The organism is Planococcus halotolerans (assembly GCF_003289955.1).
Lineage (GTDB): Bacteria > Bacillota > Bacilli > Bacillales_A > Planococcaceae > Planococcus > Planococcus halotolerans.
In genome coordinates, this window is sequence record NZ_QLZR01000009.1 from 90085 (window position 1) to 108660 (window position 18576).

Sequence of the window (18576 nt, forward strand, 5' to 3'; positions counted from 1 at the left end):
GTTCAATCAAGGGAAAGGGTTTAATGAAATCCTTCCTACGTTTAAAGAACTGAATAAAAAAGAAGTGAAAGCTAAGAAAGATAATTTTGTGGGCGGAACTTGGTGGAAGTCGGAGTAATTATTCCGGCTTTTTTATTTTGTCCTGGAAAGGAGGGGGAACATGGCGACGAATGGGAAGAGCAATATCGAAGTAACAGCGGATACCAGGAAAGCGCGGAAAACGATGGGGGATTTCTTCCGGGACATCGAAAACTCCGGAAGAAGATTCAATCAGGTCCTGAACAGTTTGGATCCATTCAATGATCTGCAGAGGGATGCCGTCCGAACATCGAGAGAAATGGATGAGCTACGTGATGCAGCAAGACGCTTGGATTCCGGATTGGATAACTTAGGAGACGGGAATAACCTAGACGATTTAACGCGTGACTTGGACACTGCTGACCGCAATATGGATGACTTGGAAGCCAGCACAAGTAACGTCGATGCTGCTTTGAATAACGCAAGGCGGGAAGTTGAGGACTTCGGCGATGCGTCAGTTCGTGAATCTCGTGAGGCAGAGGGTTCTTTCGGAAGACTTGGTGAAACGGCCAAAAGAATTGGTGGAGTTTTGATTGCAGCTTTTGCCGTCGATAAAATTAAAGACTTCGCCACGGACTTGGCAGCCACCGCTGGATCTGCGCAAGCAGTGAAAGCTCAGTTCTCAACTGTTTTCGGAGATATGGAAAGTGAAGCTGCAGAGCGCTTAGGCGCAATAGCGGGAGAAGCTTCTATTCTAGAAAACCGTATGAAAGAAAGCTTCGCCAAAATCGCAGCATTCGCCAAAACTGGCGGTATGGACACAGCCGATTCATTGAATCTTGCTGATCGGTCGATGCGAGCCATCGCAGACAGTGCAGCTTTCTATGATAAATCGCTGGAAGACACAACTGAAAGTTTGCAGTCGTTCTTGAAAGGAAACTTCGAGAACGACGCAGCTCTCGGGTTATCAGCTACTGAAACCACCCGGAATGCAGCTGCAAACGATTTATACGGGAAGTCTTTCAAGGACTTATCGGAATCACAGAAGCAGCTGACACTCCTGCAGATGGTCGAAGATGCCAACAAAGTTTCTGGAGCATTCGGACAGGCAGCTCGTGAATCTGATGGATGGGAAAACGTAACAGGGAACATGAAACAAGCCTGGACAGATTTTAAAGCTGTGATTGGAGAGCCATTTCTTGACGTTGCTGTCACAGGTTTGAAGAACATGACAGCACTTGTTTCTGGGCTGGATACTGAGGCGATACGCGATAACATTGGCGGAGCTTTTAAATTCGTTGGTGGAATCGTCGGGACTGTCAAAGATAAGGTTGGAGAATTCGTGGATGCTTTTGGGGCTTTGCGCGACTTCTTGAAGGGCGATGAATCTGCAGAAAGTATATTATCTAGCTTTGGTGTGAATCCAGAAGAATTTAGTGACACCATTCAAATGGCAAACATCATGAAGGAAGCCTTATCAAAAGTCTGGGACTCATTCAAAGATGGGAAGACTTACGTCGATGCAGTCTTTGCATTGTTCAAGAATGAAGACGGAACAGCTATAAGCCTCCTTCATCAAATGGGTTTAAAACCCGAAGAGATCCAGCCGATTATGGATGCGGTTCATGAGGTTCAAGCTGTTTTCGAAGACTTCGGTGAAAGGATAAAGACAGCGCTATCTCCAGCGAAAGAAGCAATTGAGGGTGTCTTCGCTTTATTCTTGAATATGGATGGAACAGCAATTTCAATCTTTCATGCACTGGGCTTAAATCCAGAAGAAATTCAAAAAATTATGGATGCAGTTGACGACATTAAGCAATCCTTTTCGGACTTATGGTCTGAACTAATCGATCTTGCGAAAACGCATGGCGGAAACATGGCGCAGTATTGGACGCTGATTATTGACACTGCAGTGGCAGTATTCAAGTTATTAATGCCTTACATCAAGCCAGCGTTAGAGGCAGTATTTGTATTTGTATCTGGAATAGCAAAGAAAATTTCTGATTTTTGGAAATCTGATGGCGAACAACTGATGCAAGCGATCGGGAATGTATTCAAAGGAATTCTAGCAGTTATAGAATTTATCATGCCGCTTGTTCTCGGCATCATTAAAATAGTTTGGGGCAATATAAAAGGCGTCATTTCCGGAGCCTTAAATGTCATTATGGGCATAGTAAAAATATTCTCCGGTTTATTTACTGGCGATTTTAAAAAGATGTGGGAAGGCTTGGTTCAAGTATTCAAGGGAGCAGTCGAATTTATCTGGAATTTTATCCAGCTGACATTCTACGGCAAGATACTTGGAGGTGCAAAAGCATTCATTCTGACATTCCGCACATTCTTCGTGAATTTGTGGGCTGGGATAGTCCAGTTATTCAAAGGAAACGCAACAAATGCATTAAATATTATCAAAGGTGCATGGTCAGCTATTTCTGCATCGACACGATCAGTGTTCAATAGTATATGGCAGTTCTTCCGTGACATTTTCATGTTTATTAAAAATGTCATTACCGGAGCAGTTTCTCTTTATTTCAAAATAATTTTCACGACTTGGAGTTCTATTTTCAACGTGACAAAAAATGTCTTCACGAATGTATGGAACTTTTTCAAATCAATCTTTACAACAATCCGCAATTTCATATCTGGATCAGCCTCGGGAATATTTAATAAGATTCGCGATACTTGGTCGGCTTTAAAAAATAATACAACCGGAGCGTTCCGTGATATTTTCAACGGTATTAAAACAAAGTTCACGGACATAGTGAACCTGGCGAAAGGCTTGCCGAAACGAATCGGTGATGGCATTGGTGCGATGGCTTCTAAAGTCACTTCGGGAGTCACGAAAGTCATCAATAAATTGGCTTCTACTCTTGGCAAAGGAGTCAATGGTGTCATCGGTGGGGTCAACTGGGTACTTGGAAAAATTGGTGTCGATACAGATATACCTAAATGGTCGGTTCCTCAGTACGCTCAAGGTACGAAAGACCATCCAGGTGGATTAGCTATTGTTGGGGACGGTAAGGGCCGGAATAGCGGTAGTGAATTGATTCAAACGCCGGACGGTAAGTTATCACTGAGTCCGGATAAAGACACAGTCGTAAACCTTCCAAAAGGCTCCAAAGTGTTGTCTGCATTAAAGACCAAAGATTTCTTAGCCAGTTTACCGAAATACGCAAATGGTATCGGGAACTTATGGGACAAGACAAAAAAAGGGGCTACGCATCTTTGGGACAAAGCAAAAGATACTGGAAAGAAAGTAATCAACAAGGCTTTCGACATCTTTGACTACATTAAGAATCCTTCCAAGCTTCTCGATGTGGCACTAAGCACTCTTGGCATCAGCAAACCCGGAGGCACAGGTTTCACATCTGATATGGCAAAAGGGACCTGGAACAAAGTGAAGTCCAGGGCAGTAAATTTTGTGAAAGGTAAACTCGCCGACTTCGGTGATAATAAAGGTCTGGGATTTGGTGCTGCATTCCGGAAGACTTCAAGTTACGGATGGCGGACACACCCTATCACTAAAAAACGGGAGTTGCACCGAGGAGATGATTACGGAGCTGCTCCTGGAACGAGAATTCCTGCCCAGGCAGCGGGTCGGGTTATCCAAGCGGCTTATCATGCTCTACGCGGAAATTATGTGCGGATTAAGAGTGGAATCATGGAACGGATCTATCAACATAATGCCCGGAATTTGGTAGGAGTAGGCGATACGGTCCGTAAAGGGCAAGCTGTCGGAACTGTAGGGTCTACTGGTGCTTCCACTGGACCTCATTTACATTATGAGGTCTTGAAAAACGGAGGGGCTATAAATCCCGCAGGCTTCTTTAAAGGCGGCATCGTCAAAATGAAGCAGCTGGCTTGGATTGCTGAAAAAGGGATGGAAGCCATCATCCCTCTGGAAACAAACCGTGCTGAAGGACTCGATCTGTGGCGTAAAGTCGGTGAGCATTTCGGCTTTAATATGGATGCCTTAATGAACCCAGATGCCTTCAACGTGAATTTTGCAGGCAATGGCATGGAGCAAATGCAGAGCATGTCTGCTGCAGGCTCCAAGATAACGAAGGCGTTCCAACCCGCAGCAACTAGCAGTACTCAGGCGAAGCAACCAGTCATCATTCAAACTGTTTTGCCGAACGGTAGAATCATGGCAGAAGAATATATCGACGACTTCAATGCTGAAGATCAACGCCGCAAGAAAATGAAAAAACCCAATAAAGGAGGGAGAGTAAGTTGAGCAGACTGACGTTTAATGGAATTAGCAAAACTTATCTGAAAATCGCTCGGGACTGGTCCCTCCCGGGTTGGGCACCAATCGAGCGGGAGTACTTAACGGTTCCTCAACGAGCCGGCGGAATACCGAAGCGCATGCAGACAGGGATGCGCCGTTTCGATATTCCGATTATCATCGATTCTAAAACACTCATTGAAAAAGAAGCTTTTGTCGAAGACATGGCAAAATGGCTTATTCATGAGAAAGCTAAGCCATTGGTATTCTCCAAATATCCGAATCGCACTTTCTTTGCTGAGATAGAGGGTGCGCCGGTCTTCTCAGAAATGTGGATGCGCGGCAAAGGTGTTATCTCAATTGTTTGTTCGGATCCATTCAAATACGGAGAGGAACGGACAGTAGATTTTGTCGACGGGGCTGCTATCGTAAATAACGAAGGCTCCGCTAATGCGAAGCCGATTTATGAATTCGATGTATTGGGAGATCTCACACATTTGGATGTATATACCGATTTTGCCTACATCCGTGCAGGTGAGGAGACACCAATCGACGTCCCGATTTATCAACAGCAAACCTTATTGCTGAATGACTCAATGAAAACTCTGACCGGTTGGACTGATGTTCTCAATGTAGATAATGGCTATGTAACGGGTACAATGACGGCTACTCAGACCGGCTTCACTCCAACATCTTTTGGGGTTGAAGAAAGTCCGAGGAATTGGCAGGGGCCAGCAAAGGAGCGAACCATCCCGGATGGCCCAGTGCAAAACTTCCAGATGAGGGCAACTGTAGAACTGCTGAATGTAGGCAAGCAGACGGGGATGATTGAGATCTACTGTATGGATGTCGACGGAAATACCGTTATTAAAGTCGGAATTGAGGACATCATGCAATCAATTTCGGAAGTGCAAGCAAAGTTCCAGTTGGGTAATATTGAAAACCGGAAAGTACAGAATTACCGGACCGCAGACTATAAGCCTGCGTGGAACAATTATAAAGGAATTCTACGTTTATTTCGGAGTGGAAATCGTATCCGTCCTTATTTTGCGTTGGTTCAGCCTGATGGTAAGTATGACTGGGTCTCGTCAAATTATGTATATACTGACGATCTTGGAGAGTACATGGCACCCATCAGTCGCATCAAAGTGGCGATTCGGAAATGGCCGGGTACGTCGGAAGCGGTCATGAAGGTTCGAGATTTGAAAGTTTGGCGGTTGAATGATCCGCAAGAGGGGGTTCCGATTATCGCTTCTGCAGAAGACAAAATCGTCATTGATACAAACGACAGCTCCATCCGTTTAAACGGAGAAGAGCGGAAAGACCTGAAAGAATTCGGCGCATCTTTTTTCAAATTACCTCCGGGCAGCACGGCCGTACTGGTTCAACCATTTGAAAAAGTCGTCGGAAAAGTACGGTATAAGGAGCCATTCAGATGACAATCATTCATATCTTAAATCATCAGACGGGCGAGCTTATCGGCCACTTGGACAGCGAAAGTGATAAATTCTTCTGGGATGCCAAACATGTTCATGGGTTGGACGGAGAACATTCCCAACAACTCACCATGCCGGCCGACTTGGAAGAAGCTGCACTTTTAGAAGGGCGTACCCGCTTTCTGATACCGCTGGAGGATGGCGGTTTTGAAGAGTTCATTCATTTTGAATCGGACACGCAGATGGAAGATGAAAAAACGATTTATGGAACACCCTATTACAAAGAAATGGACAAGAAGTATATTCTGCCTCCTGGGAAATACATCGGAACAGCCAAAGAGCTAGCGGATTTGGTGTTGCCCTTTGTGAAGTTTGAAGTAGGGGTAGTCGAGGACATTAATAAACGGACGATTACCATCGACCGGCACGTCGGAGCGTATTCTTTCCTGGAGAAAATCTCTTCGGCATTCAATTTGGAAATGCAATTCCGACTAACTACTGCAGGCAGCCGTATAACCGGCCGCTTTGCTGACTTCTTCAAGAGAATTGGAGCCGACACGCGTAAAGAAATCGAGCTGGGTAAAGATTTGTTGGCAATCAATAAGAAAGAACATGCCACCCGAATCGTCACCGGTCTTTTTTGCATTGGTCCCGAAAGGGAAGACGGGACAATGTTAACCACCACGATTTTTGACGACGACGCATTTCAGCGCTGGAATGAAGACGGAGAACATATTGTAGATATCTACGAGCCTGAGAGCACTGAGCAAGACATGACGCTTGCTCAATTGCAGCAGTACGGTAGAACCGAATTGAACAAGCGGATCGCTTCCGTCTATGAATACACTGTGACAGCTGCATCCCTCGAGGAATTGTTCCCACACGAAAAAGTGCGTTTAGGTGACGGGGTCCGGCTGAAGAACCCAGAGTTCTCTCCGCCACTTTATGCAGATGCGCGGGTTATTCGGATAGAACGCTCTCTTACGGATCCGGATGCAAAGACGTATGACATTGGTGAAATAGTCACTTATGACGAAGATGAAATACTCCAATCTTTCCGCAGACTGCAGCAACAGCATAATATGCGTGTTATCCGGTCAACTGAGAAGCCGCTAGGAAGCTCAAATAAAATCTGGGTTCAGATTGCACCGGCAGCTAATGGCAAGCCTGCAATGGAAGTCCCGCACGTTTGGAGCACGCAGCTGAACGACTGGGTGAAAGTGGCACCAACGACTGCCGCTGAAATTGGCGCCGAACCGGAAATCCCGACACAGCCAACGCCACCTGACCCGGCCATTCATAAAAAGTGGGTGGACAATTCAAGTGAAATCGCGGAATTGAAGATGTGGAATGCGACGACTTCTACTTGGGATGCAGTACAAGGGCCACCAGGGCCGCCGGGCGCTCCGGGATATACGCCGGTCAAAGGGACCGACTATTTCGACGGGGCTCCTGGACAGGACGGCACAGACGGCACATCGTCGTACTTGTGGATTCGCTACTCGCAAAATGCGGACGGCAGCGGCATGGTCGATTACCCGATCGACGCCAAATATATCGGTGTGGCGACTACTCAGATAGGCGTTGCACCTACCGCGCCGAGTGCTTACCGCTGGACACTGATCAAAGGGACGGATGGCTTGCCTGGTGAACCGGGAAGCGACGGAAAGACTTCATACTTACACATTAAGTATTCGAACGATGGCGGCGTTACCTTTACGGCAAGTACCGGAGAAGACGCGGGCAGCTGGATTGGAACTTATGTGGATTTCACTGTTGCGGATTCAACAAATGTCGCTGCTTATACTTGGAACAAAGTTAAAGGCGATAAAGGCGAGACAGGTGATCCAGGGAAGGGGATTGTTTCGGCAGTCGTCACATATCAATTAGATACGGATGGAACGTCTGCGCCGAGCGGGACATGGTCTTCGACAATACCTGCGCCGATTAAAGGTCAGTATTTATGGACGCGGACTATTTCGACATATACCGATAATTCGACGGTGACGACCTATTCCGTTTCGTATCTGGCGACGGATGGACAAACAGGCAAAGGCATCAGCAGCACAGCGGTCGCTTATCAGATTGGATCAAGCGGCACGACTGCGCCTACTGGGCCATGGTCCGCAACCGTTCCCGCGCCAGTTCCGGGAAGTTATCTATGGACAAGAACGATCATCACTTATTCAGACAACACGACTTCGCTTTCATATTCGACCGCTTACTATGCACTAGACGGACAGAAGGGTGATCCTGGCGCAAAAGGAGATCCAGGGCAACCGACATACACTTGGGTTAAGTATGCGGACGATATAAGCGGCGGTGGTATGAGCGATTCGCCGACTGGGAAAAAATATATCGGCATGGCTTTTAACAAGCTGTCAGCAACCGAAAGCTTAACTTCGGCTGATTATACATGGTCGCCGCTTTTCGAATCGATAGTCCCGATTGCAAACGGAAAAGTCTTTCACAATCCTAACGGGGCTAGTTATTACGCAGGCGGAACCGTCACGGGTGCGCTTATTGTAGAAACGCCTATAATGCCTAGCAAAATGATTACAATGAGAATTACGGGATACAATTATCTTAGAGATAAGGCATCTATCGATATAGCCATTTCCTTTTACGCTTACACTAACGGGGCGCTGAATTATAGTTATATAAACAAAGGCGACTTCCCTATAAATAGGGTGAGGATCGGCATAGATTCCACTGGAAAATTCGTATTGATTTTAGGGGAAACAAATACGAGCTGGTCATACCCTTCAATCAAAGTCGAATCGATGCAAGCGTCTTATCAAGTGCCGCCGGACGATTGGATCGGTGGATGGAAAATGTCCACGAATTCGGTCTTGCCTACTTTGACGAATCAAATTGAAATAAGCGGGAAGGATATTCTTAAATCCGTCGAAGTTTCGCAAGCGACTGCAGACGGCAAGAATACTATATTCTACCAGTCGACCGCGCCTTCTGCGGTAGGTAGAAAAGAAAATGATGTATGGTTTAATACTGGCGACGGAAACCGAATGAACCGCTTCGTCAGCGGGGCTTGGACACTTGAGCGATTCGGAGAAAACGCGATTTCTGACCTTTCCATCACGAACGCAAAAATAAAAGACGGGACAATCGACAGCGCAAAAATCGCGAATCTGGATGCTGCGAAAATAACGTCGGGCATCATTGACAGCGTGACGTACAGATCAGGCTACGGAACGATGCAGCGATTCGAACTATCGGGCGGGACAGCGACGTTCATTGAAGACACAGCACTTGGAACACAAACCATCACGAAAATAAACGACGATGGTGTTTCAATACAAGCCAAAGACGGAGCGACTGTCGACTATTCTGCGCGCCTTACGGCTGGCGGTGTATTCTTGGGTTATGAATCCATTGGTTATAAAGGGAAATATTCGGTGAATCATTTAATTCTAGACGACACTGGTCTTGGTGAAACTTTGCTTTCTGTCGAATCCGCCTTCGCACAATTAGTAAGCAAAAAAGGGCTGCGGATTCAAGGAGAATCAGAATATAACTTCCTTAGTAACGGGGGCTATTCGATTCTAGGCGGGCAGTTAGTTTTCCATAAAAACAGCGATCCGACTACGAATATAAAAGAAACAGGATTCATGGCAATCGGTTCGATGGGCGGTGGGACGACGGGCTTCACAACGTTCGGCGCGACAAATTTCAGAACAAGAAAAACCTATACGCCAGCGTCTATAAGCTATACGACTATTTCGTCGAACCGCGATCCTTCTTTTTACGACATAAACCCAGATGGTTTTATGTTTGCCTTGAATGGAAGCGGAACAACAAACGCGCTAGTCTTTTTCCGCGGTAAATACACAGCATAAAGGAGGAATTAAGATGATCAAGGGATTGCTGAAAGGAAAACCGGCTATCCAGATTGATTGCGTCGGGTGTGGTTTCTCTTATGAATCCCGATACATTCGCGGCCAGCTGATAAAGTACAGCCGGGAATTCGGAGAATACGAAAATCACACCGCAGAGCCTTGCACGAATTGCGGAATGGGTACGGTTATCAACTTAAATTTACCGGAAGCGGAATTGAGCGAAGCGTTTATGGAAGAAATGGGAATGCCGGAAGAAGAACGCCAGCAACGGCGAGTGATAAAAGATTTCAAAACCGAAATCACATTCGAGGAGAGGTAGGTGAGAGCAGATATGAATCCACGGTCACAAGGACAAATGGTTGCTGATCAATTGGCAGCCCGAGTCGGGCAATTGGAGTTGGAAAAGGCAATCATTCAAGCAAACCTGGAATCCAAAACACATGAATGCGAAGCATACAAGGAAGAAATCGGAAAGCTAAAAGGCGAAAAGTAAAGAGTGTCCATCCGGGCTCTCTTTTTTTGTAAAAGGTATTCTCTTCTCTCCTGTATAATTAAAGTAATGGAGAAAGGAGAATAGTGCATGAACCCTCATCCGAATTTCAAAGAAGGTTTAACCTTTATTGATCTGCCTAAAAGAAGTGCGATTATTCATTATCGCTATAATGGAATATTAGTGGTTAGGTTGGTTTTTAATTTCGCTAAAGGAGAACCGGACGAATTAGACGATACACTAAAACATTTCATGGGCTTTGAATCTTACGAAGAAGAAGAGAAATTTTTGATATCTAAACGACAGGAAGCATGGAAGAAGTTTTGTAGCGTCAGAGAAAGAGAGATTTGAGAGTGTCCTCCCGGACGTTCTTTTTTTGCAGGATTTCCCGTTCTCCTTGCCGTATAATGGGAGTAGGGAGAGATGAAAGTGAATAGAATGAAAATGCACAAGATATGGTCATACATGAAGAAACGCTGTGATGATAGTAAAGATCCACTCTATAAAAATTACGGAGCTATAGGGATAGGGTATCAATCTTCTTGGGCGAATTTTGAAAATTTTTTTGAGGATATGAATACGGACTATCCAAGAAGTGTAGTTTTAGAGCGACATGACAAACAGTCTGATTTCTCTATAGAGAATTGCTGTTGGCGCGATATTTTAGATCGAGACATCAGAGTAGTAGATTATAAATAATTCTAAAGAGTGTCCAATTGGGCGCTCTTTTTTCTGTGCAATAAAACGTAAGGACTCCTTTAGGGAGCTCTTTTTATATATCAAATAAGAGAAAAGAAAGCATTAGGGGGTCCATCCTAAAACGAAGAGAGGAAGATCATGATGGACATTTTATTTTTACTAACAGTTGGAGGTGCTGATTTGGAACACTTAGAAGTTGCACGTATGTATTTATTCGGACCGGTGAAGTTCCTGGATTTCTTGATGCTGCTGATGGCGCTGGATATCCTGACCGGAATTTTCAAGGCAATAAAAAACGGAAACCTGTGGTCGAGAAAGAGTCTGTTCGGCTACGCCCGGAAGATTCTTATTTTTGGTGTGATCATTGTCGCCAATATCATCGATCAGATTTTGGGGCTGAACGGGGCGATCACATACGCAACTGTCATTTTCTATATCGCAAATGAAGTGTTATCGATTATAGAGAACTTGGCGCAGGTCGGCGTACTTGTCCCTAAGGAGCTGGCCGATAAATTGAAAGTCATGCAACCGAGCGAAACAGCTTCGCTGGGAAGCCAATTCAAGGAAGAACTGACCGGCAGCAAAGTGGAGCACGAACTGCAAGAAGCGAAGAAAGAGGAGGTAAATTAATATGCGCTTATTACCACATGGAATGAAAATTGGTCATGCCACTGTTATCGTTGATATCGTACCAAAAGGCAATCCGGAGATTCGCCCAGGTATTCCGATGAAAGCTCGAGGGATTACGGATCACGACACTGGAAATAAAGGCAGAGGCGCAGATGCCATTGCACACAACAAACTGCTGCATAACTGGGGTAAGTTGCCGGTAAGAGATACGACACATGTATCCTGGCATGGAGCAATAGATGAGGACTATATCATTCAGCACTTGCCGTTTGACGAACCTGGTTTTCACTGCGGTGATGGGTGGGGATTGAATTCAGGGAATCGGAACACAATCGGCTTCGAAAAGTGCATGCACGAAGGTGCCAATCGAACAAAAATCGAGGAGAACGCGATTGCCTTGTATGCGTTCCTGATGAAGGAAATGGACTTTCCAATCAACTGGATCCGCCCGCATCAATATTGGAGTGGAAAGTATTGTCCGGCGCTTATCTTGAATAAGTACGGTTCTTTCTTACCATTCCGGAATAAGATTGAAGCTGCCTTTAAATCCGGCGCTGCAGGAAAGCCATCTAAGCCACAATCAATTGTAGATTACCTGAATGCCCAGGGGCAGGATTCAAGTATCACTGCTCGAGCCAAACTGGCTGCAGCATACGGAATCAAAGGCTACGTAGGTAGTGAAGAACAAAACATTAAACTGCTGGGCTTTCTGGTAGTCGGGAAGCCAGCAACCAAGCCGGTTGTGAAACCCGCTGAAAAACCGAAGGAGGTGAAAGTAGTGGTAAATCCAATTAAAAAAACGGATCCCAACGAACCGTCTGACTTGGCAAAGGAACACTGGGAAGAAATGAAAGCAAATGGCTATCTGGATGGCACACGTCCGCATGATGCCATGACGCGCCAAGAATATGCTGTTGCTAATAACCGGCTGCGCAAGAACCTGTTAGAATTAATCAATGATGAAGAAGCACGCAAAGCACGATTTGAAAAACCGAAAAAATAATATGGTCACCTAAGAGCAGACCATAGTATTAATACGCAAAAAGCCTCGCAGCGGAAACTGCGGGGCTTTTTTACGTTTCGATCAAATAAGGATATAATGATTATCGAAGGGAAAAATCGGTCTACCCCTATTTTCTGATTTCCCTTCACAGTCTTAGCTTTTCGGCACCCAGATACACTCCTGGCAGATTATCCACGATTGACACATGTCTGGGTTGCCGAAATTGCTAAGATTTTATTTTCAGGTTTATCCTTTTATTAATCTGGCTATAAAAATAGTGTGTGTGCTGGACTATGCTGGACTATAGCACGGTGCATAGGTGTATCTAGTTTGTCTCCTTGGAGCAAACGGGATTCTCGGTGCGGAAACACTGAGGGTTTTTAATTTTCAGAATTTACGTTTAACATTTTTCTGTTTGGGAAATATGAATACTGCACGAGTGTATTCTCCCTTAGTTATACTTTCCCCCCTTCTGAAATAGAAGGGAGGCCTTTTTAATTATTCTTATCATTATTATTAAAAAGAAGTTTGATTCGATATAAAAATGGTATCCAAATAATAAGGGTTCCGGACATTAGTGCCGGTGCCTAGATATATCTTGCCTGCCTCCTGGAAGGTAAGAAAGGCCCCCCGCGCGTATATGGCCGGGGGTCTATTATCTGAAAATGTTTAATAATATATTATTCTGGTAATAATATTAAAGAGTTTTATTTTCTCCGTATTATTTTGTTTGACCCCTCTTCTGAAATAGAAGAGGGGCTTTTTTATTTGAATTCTCCTTGAACAGGCAGCTTAGAAAGGGTAATATAAGAACAAGAGTTCTTAAAAAGGAGGGGTATTTCATGTCTTCGCTGATGACAAAAGAGCTAATATTACATTTCGAAAATATGATCTATCTTCCATTTTTGCTCACAATCTTGAATAAAGACCGGGAAACTATCGACAATATGCCTTTTAAATTGAAGCGTCCATATCTCCAGCTGGTAGACCAGGCGATTAAATGTGCAGAAAGTGATTTAAGGAATACTAGGATTTACATGAAGAGGCAACAATATAAAATACTGCAAGGGACGAAAGATAAGCTTTTCACTGAATACGTGTTTTACTACAACGGCTATGAAGATCACCGGAAGTATCTTCACTATCAATTGCGGAATCGAACAGAAGAATTGATTAGTGTATATTTCCATCAGGTAACGATAGAAGAAAACCCCAACCGTAAAAATAGTTGGGGATCTGTATAAAATCAATATACTTGATAGCTTAAAAATATTATTTGTTGCTTATAGATTTTTGAATTTGCCTCACTAAATGATCCAGCTTGGCGATACTTTCGGTAGGAGTTTCCTTTATTATATATATTGTTGCTCTACCTTGGCCTTGTTTGAATATAACTCCATCTTCAATAAGCATATTTAAGATGTTTATTATTCTATTTTTTTTAAGGTTGGTTTGTTCTTCAATAGCTCTAGAAGTACTTGTAAAGCCCTTTTTCATAATAGCAAGTATCTCTTTAGTATCTTCATCATAGCCGTTAAAAGATTCTATTAATCCTACATTCCAAAAACGTAGTAGTGTTAAAGATGGGGATAGTTCTATATCTGGTGTTTTATAGTTTCTTTTTATTGCAGTCTGAAAAATTTTCTGCCCACCACTACCAGCTCTCTCACAGAATCCAATCTTTCGAAAAAGTAATTCTATTACGTGATTTCGTGGTAAAGATTTCCCACCCATCGCAAACTCTTCTATACTAACTCTCATTTTTCCTGGGTTTTCAAATTCGTAGTAGTCTTTGAATGCAGAAATTTTTATAGGACTCTGATGTCTATAGTCAGCATGTATTATAGAGTTGGCTAATGCTTCTCTTAACGCGACTTCTATATCAACATCACTTTTTCTGCTTAAATCTTCATCTAACTCAAAAGAATCTTTAACAGTTCCTTTTAATTTTTGTAAGGTTTCAATGAAAAACTTATACAAGTTTAAATTTGGATATTTCATGTCTCCTGTTGCTATTCTGTCACTCCATCTTTTTTCGTCAGCATCTATGTAATTTAAAAATTCTAGATGGAAATGAGGAAGTTCTTCTTTTATTGAAATATACTTTCCGAAAAACAAAAGTCCTCCGAACGTTAATTCTTCTTTGCCGGTGCTTCTATTCTTTCTCATAGCTCCAATTGAAATTAGAAACTCGGTGTCACTTTGAAGGGCATGGAATTCTTGTGTATCTAAATTGCTGATCCTAATCCTATAATCTTTGAGAGTTTCTGGATCAATATCATCAATAGTAAAACCTTCTATAATTTCATCATCTAATATATCTCTTGTATTTCGTATCAGTTCGGCTAATTCTTGCGTTGTACACTTATAATCACCTTCACCACGGCGAATATATGAATGAGTAAGCTCGCCATTCAAATATACAGGTTTTATTGCATAAGGGGCCTCGGGAACAGTAACAATAATGATTTTTATATTATCTTTTAAAGTTTCAATTTTCACATCGTTTTCAGTGATTAAATTTATACTTACCTTATTACTTTGTAGTGTATCAAAAAGGGTTTTGATTATTTTATCCGGATCATTAACTCCAGATGCTATAAATTGCTTATCTTTAGTCTCTTCTACTCCTAATATTATTTGCCCTCCTAGCGTATTGGCAAAGGCGGAATAGGTTAGCCAAAATTCTTTTGATAAACTATTTGTAGACTTTTTATATTCTATGTTTACACTTTCTGGTTGATAAACCATTTTAAAACCTCCATTACTAGTTGATTGTAAGTATATTTAATTCTTCGATATAAGAGGGAAAAACTATGATTTTCAAAAATAGACACTATATATAGTAGATAGTTTAAGCGGAATCGTTTACGAATCGTTTATGAATCGTTTATGAAAGGAGAATGTAAACAATAAAATAAGATTTAACAAGGTTTTTTTAACGAAAAATCGTTTATAAATCGTTTATAAAGTGGCACCTAATTAAAGCGCTAAAAAAGGCATATCTATATGTAGTGGTTATATTGGTGTTTTAAGAACAAAATATCAAGTATAGTACGGTATCAAAAAACTCATTTTTTTAAAACCCTTAAACGTAACTTCTGAATGATAAAGAAAAGTAAAATTACAGATCCGCTAGTCTAGAAAATCATAAAAACTTCATCTGCAATTCGTGGTCAGAAGATTTGACCACCTTTTGACCTCCATAAAAATACTTGTTAATAGTATTATATAGTAGAAACTCATTTTGTACTTGATGAGACAAAAATAATATTGGATGAAATATGTACCTGTATTAGACGATATTATGAGGGCATATAAGAACGTAAGAAACCAGGTTTGCGTTCAGCTCGTCGTGCACCACAGTTCTCAAAACGTTAATCTATCAATCAAAAAGCCCTTTTCTCTTACAGAGAAAGGGCTTTTTTTATTTATTAATCAGGCAAGCATGCGGTGTTCGGATTTCAATTATTAGCCACCAAGGATTTTCCCCATATACAGCATCAGGCTGAAGATGAACCAGACGCCCATTCCAATGTAGAATAAAATCATATATAAAGTAAGCTTATTGAATCCCTTGTTGGCTATCAGGATCATTCCGTAAAAGAATAAATTGGCGTATAGAGGGTTCTTCCAGTAGCCGGCTTGCAATGAGAATTTATAAACAAGATATACTGCTGTGATGAACCATAGGATAACCGCTGTTTTATAGAACATTTCTCTAGTTTTCATTACTGCTCCTTTTACCTGGATTTTATATCATCATATCATTTTGAGCTAAGCAGTAAGAGTTATATTATATGGAAGAATTTATTTGCGCAGCGCAGATTTGTGCAGATTTTATTTAAAAGACAGAATTGATTTAAAACTAATGTCGCTATGTTATACTTTACGTTGAGCAAAAGTGATAAGGAGTGTATATATATGTTGACTGAAGTACAAGTTCGCGAGTTACTCGGAGAAGTTCAAGATCCGTTTTTACATAGATCGCTGGCAGAAACAGATGGTATTACTTCTGTGAAGATAAAAGAAGAAAAAAACCATGTAAGTGTAAAATTGGCGATCGCCAAAGTGAATACCCCTGAACAGATGCAATTGCAGATGAAAGTGGTTGAAATTCTAAAAGGTGCAGGAGCGGATTCAGTCGGGATTCGTTTTGAAGAGTTGGCGCCGGAAGCAATGGCGAAATTCCGTGGAACGGCAAATGAATCTGAAGCACAGGATTTATTGTCTCCAATGAATAAAGTTGAATTCATCTCGATTGCCAGCGGTAAAGGCGGGGTCGGGAAATCGACTGTTTCTGTCAACCTGGCGATTGCGCTTGCGCGTCTAGGGAAAAAAGTTGGATTGATCGATGCGGATATTTACGGGTTCAGTGTTCCTGATATGATGGGCATCGAGAAAACACCTGTTGTGCGCGGAGATACCATCATTCCGGTCGAACGTTTTGGTATCAAAGTCATTTCGATGGGCTTCTTCGTTGAAGAGAATATGCCGGTCGTATGGCGTGGGCCAATGCTCGGTAAAGTGCTTGATCAATTTTTCCGCGATGTGGAGTGGGGAGATCTTGACTATCTTCTATTGGACTTGCCACCGGGAACAGGGGATGTCGCGCTTGATATCCACCAGATGCTGCCGGCATCCAAAGAGATTGTCGTTACAACTCCTCACCCGACAGCTGCTTTTGTAGCAGCGCGCGCCGGAGCGATGGCTTTGCAGACAGACCACGAAGTATTGGGTGTTATTGAAAACATGTCCTGGTTTGAAAGCAAGGAAAGCGGCAAAAAAGAGTATCTATTCGGACAAGGCGGCGGACCGAAGCTTGCAGAAGAATTGCAAGTTCCGTTGCTCGGACAGATTCCTCTCGGCCAGCCTGACTGGAATGAAGCGGATTTTGCGCCTTCTGTTTATCTTGAAGATCATCCTACAGGAAAAATATATGGTGATATCGCAGAAACCATTCTTAAGCAATTTGCGGCAAAACGCCAATAATAATGGATCCGGAACCTTTAAAGGGGTTCCGGATTTTTTATTTGGCAAGGGATTTCTTTCTATGGCTGTAATAGAAAGAAACCCCTTTTGATAATATCCGCTGTTCTTAATTGTGCCGAAACTGCGAATAGATACTGTGACTTCAAGGTTTGTTCACATCTCCTCAGTTTCGTTTATGGATTTTTACACTTCTGATTGGTACAATCTTAAAAGAACTTCAAATAACGGAGGCTTTAAAGTGACAATACGAAATTGGGTAAAATTCTTTATAAATGCAATGCTGATAGGTGGAGCGATAACCGGGGTACTCGGTTTATTTATAAGATGGAATGATGTTTTCGCCGCACCGTTCGCAAATGGTGCCTGGGGAGAGTTCATTGCCGGCTTTGTCTGGCTGGTAGTTGTGGGGATGACGATGAGTTTGATCGCGCAGATGGGTTTTTTCGCGTATTTAACCATCCATCAGTTCGGAATCAATATGTTCCGTACCCTTACACTGTGGAATTGGGTGCAACTATTAATCATCGCGGTAGTGATTTTTGATCTGATCGTTTTCCGTTTTATGCCGAATGCTGATACGGCGGCTCAAGGCTGGCTGTATGCAGGGCTTCTGGCGATTTTAATCGTAACAGCTGTTGTAACAGCTTATTTCAAAGCAAAGTGGACGACAAAATCCACGTTCATTTCTGCATTATTCTTTATGATCGCAGTAACTACGCTCGAATGGCTTCCAGCGTTGATGGTGCAAGCAGGAAATGCTGACAGCTGGGTTACGTTGCTGCTGTTTCCATTCCTGGCAGTGAATGCATATCAATTGTTGGTGCTGCCGAAATACAATGCCAAGTCCGATGCAGATCGGGAAAAACTTGAAGAGCGTCGTGCAGCCCGGAAAGCAAATGCTAAACCGGCTGTAAAAAAATCATAGATTGTGAAATGCCTGCTGATGAAGCAGGCATTTTTTTATCGGTGTTACCTTCAGTGAAAGGGGGAAGTTTTAAAGGGGGTTTTTGATGGACGGTTCCTGGAGCGGGAAAGGAATTACAGAAGGAAAAAAGTATTTTTAAAAAAACTTTTCTAAATCTGTTGACAGTGAATTGAAGATGCTTTAATATAATAAAAGTCGCCAAGCAACACAGACGGCAAACATGAACCTTGAAAACTGAACAGCAAAACGTCAACGAAAGACGTCACGAGCGCCTCGGCGCGAGAACGGCTTTTGCGAT

Annotated in this window: 14 protein-coding genes and 1 pseudogene; 13 read left to right on the plus strand and 2 right to left on the minus strand. The window is 42.9% G+C overall.

All coding sequences use genetic code 11. The annotated features are described in order from the left end of the window. Nucleotides 1-160: 160 nt before the first annotated feature. The 10 genes from DP120_RS16995 (at nt 161) to DP120_RS17035 (ending at nt 13605) form a co-directional block, all read left to right on the plus strand. Nucleotides 161-4255, plus strand: a complete 4095-nt coding sequence (locus tag DP120_RS16995; protein ID WP_112224823.1) for a peptidoglycan DD-metalloendopeptidase family protein — start codon at nt 161-163, stop codon at nt 4253-4255. Beyond that, nucleotides 4252-5685 (plus strand): distal tail protein Dit, encoded by a 1434-nt coding sequence (locus tag DP120_RS17000; RefSeq protein WP_112224824.1) that lies wholly within the window; start codon nt 4252-4254, stop codon nt 5683-5685. The genes DP120_RS16995 and DP120_RS17000 overlap by 4 nt, the downstream gene beginning before the upstream one ends. Then, nucleotides 5682-9539 (plus strand): phage tail spike protein, encoded by a 3858-nt coding sequence (locus DP120_RS17005; protein WP_112224825.1) that lies wholly within the window; start codon nt 5682-5684, stop codon nt 9537-9539. Before DP120_RS17000 ends, DP120_RS17005 begins: the two co-directional genes overlap by 4 nt. Nucleotides 9540-9552: 13 nt before the next feature. Then, complete coding sequence (locus DP120_RS17010) at nt 9553-9858, plus strand: hypothetical protein (RefSeq protein WP_112224826.1); 306 nt, start codon at nt 9553-9555, stop codon at nt 9856-9858. After that, a complete protein-coding gene (locus DP120_RS18550; protein WP_165843824.1) occupies nt 9859-10032 on the plus strand; it encodes a hypothetical protein in 174 nt (57 codons plus the stop codon). An 87-nt stretch (nt 10033-10119) separates the two neighbouring features. After that, complete coding sequence (locus DP120_RS17015) at nt 10120-10380, plus strand: hypothetical protein (protein ID WP_112224827.1); 261 nt, start codon at nt 10120-10122, stop codon at nt 10378-10380. A gap of 72 nt (nt 10381-10452) precedes the next feature. After that, nucleotides 10453-10728, plus strand: a complete 276-nt coding sequence (locus DP120_RS17020) for a hypothetical protein (protein WP_112224828.1) — start codon at nt 10453-10455, stop codon at nt 10726-10728. 204 nt (nt 10729-10932) lie between these two features. Then, the gene (locus DP120_RS17025) at nt 10933-11358 is read left to right on the plus strand and encodes a phage holin family protein (protein WP_420812456.1); all 426 of its coding nucleotides are present in this window, start codon (nt 10933-10935) and stop codon (nt 11356-11358) included. A 1-nt stretch (nt 11359) separates the two neighbouring features. Continuing rightward, nucleotides 11360-12361: an N-acetylmuramoyl-L-alanine amidase gene (locus DP120_RS17030; RefSeq protein ID WP_112224829.1), complete on the plus strand. Its 1002-nt coding sequence runs from the start codon at nt 11360-11362 to the stop codon at nt 12359-12361. Between the two features lie 842 nt (nt 12362-13203). Continuing rightward, a complete protein-coding gene (locus tag DP120_RS17035) occupies nt 13204-13605 on the plus strand; it encodes a YhjD family protein (protein ID WP_112224830.1) in 402 nt (133 codons plus the stop codon). A 28-nt stretch (nt 13606-13633) separates the two neighbouring features. On the opposite strand, the gene DP120_RS17040 is transcribed toward DP120_RS17035, so the two are convergent. Then, complete coding sequence (locus DP120_RS17040) at nt 13634-15112, minus strand: RNA-binding domain-containing protein (RefSeq protein WP_112224831.1); 1479 nt, start codon at nt 15110-15112, stop codon at nt 13634-13636. Between the two features lie 570 nt (nt 15113-15682). On the opposite strand from DP120_RS17040, the pseudogene rpsI reads away from it, so the two are divergent. Then, nucleotides 15683-15742: pseudogene (gene rpsI / locus DP120_RS18840) on the plus strand (30S ribosomal protein S9); the annotation flags it as partial. 90 nt (nt 15743-15832) lie between these two features. Here rpsI and DP120_RS17045 read toward each other — a convergent pair. Then, nucleotides 15833-16093, minus strand: a complete 261-nt coding sequence (locus DP120_RS17045) for a hypothetical protein (protein ID WP_112224832.1) — start codon at nt 16091-16093, stop codon at nt 15833-15835. A 192-nt stretch (nt 16094-16285) separates the two neighbouring features. Between DP120_RS17045 and DP120_RS17050 the strand changes: the two genes are divergently transcribed. Further along, nucleotides 16286-17353, plus strand: a complete 1068-nt coding sequence (locus DP120_RS17050) for an Mrp/NBP35 family ATP-binding protein (protein WP_112224833.1) — start codon at nt 16286-16288, stop codon at nt 17351-17353. A gap of 238 nt (nt 17354-17591) precedes the next feature. Continuing rightward, a complete protein-coding gene (locus DP120_RS17055; protein WP_112224834.1) occupies nt 17592-18278 on the plus strand; it encodes a KinB-signaling pathway activation protein in 687 nt (228 codons plus the stop codon). The last annotated feature ends 298 nt before the right edge of the window (nt 18279-18576 follow it).

Bases quoted from the DNA above. Each gene is read 5' to 3' on its own strand.
- DP120_RS17050 (WP_112224833.1), top strand. From the start codon at position 16,286: ATGTTGACTGAAGTACAAGTTCGCGAGTTACTCGGAGAAGTTCAAGAT.
- DP120_RS17005 (WP_112224825.1), top strand. From the start codon at position 5,682: ATGACAATCATTCATATCTTAAATCATCAGACGGGCGAGCTTATCGGC.
- DP120_RS17015 (WP_112224827.1), top strand. From the start codon at position 10,120: ATGAACCCTCATCCGAATTTCAAAGAAGGTTTAACCTTTATTGATCTG.
- DP120_RS17020 (WP_112224828.1), top strand. From the start codon at position 10,453: ATGAAAGTGAATAGAATGAAAATGCACAAGATATGGTCATACATGAAG.
- DP120_RS16995 (WP_112224823.1), top strand. From the start codon at position 161: ATGGCGACGAATGGGAAGAGCAATATCGAAGTAACAGCGGATACCAGG.
- DP120_RS17045 (WP_112224832.1), bottom strand. From the start codon at position 16,093: ATGAAAACTAGAGAAATGTTCTATAAAACAGCGGTTATCCTATGGTTC.
- DP120_RS17035 (WP_112224830.1), top strand. From the start codon at position 13,204: ATGTCTTCGCTGATGACAAAAGAGCTAATATTACATTTCGAAAATATG.
- DP120_RS17010 (WP_112224826.1), top strand. From the start codon at position 9,553: ATGATCAAGGGATTGCTGAAAGGAAAACCGGCTATCCAGATTGATTGC.
- DP120_RS17025 (WP_420812456.1), top strand. From the start codon at position 10,933: ATGTATTTATTCGGACCGGTGAAGTTCCTGGATTTCTTGATGCTGCTG.
- DP120_RS17040 (WP_112224831.1), bottom strand. From the start codon at position 15,112: ATGGTTTATCAACCAGAAAGTGTAAACATAGAATATAAAAAGTCTACA.
- DP120_RS17030 (WP_112224829.1), top strand. From the start codon at position 11,360: ATGCGCTTATTACCACATGGAATGAAAATTGGTCATGCCACTGTTATC.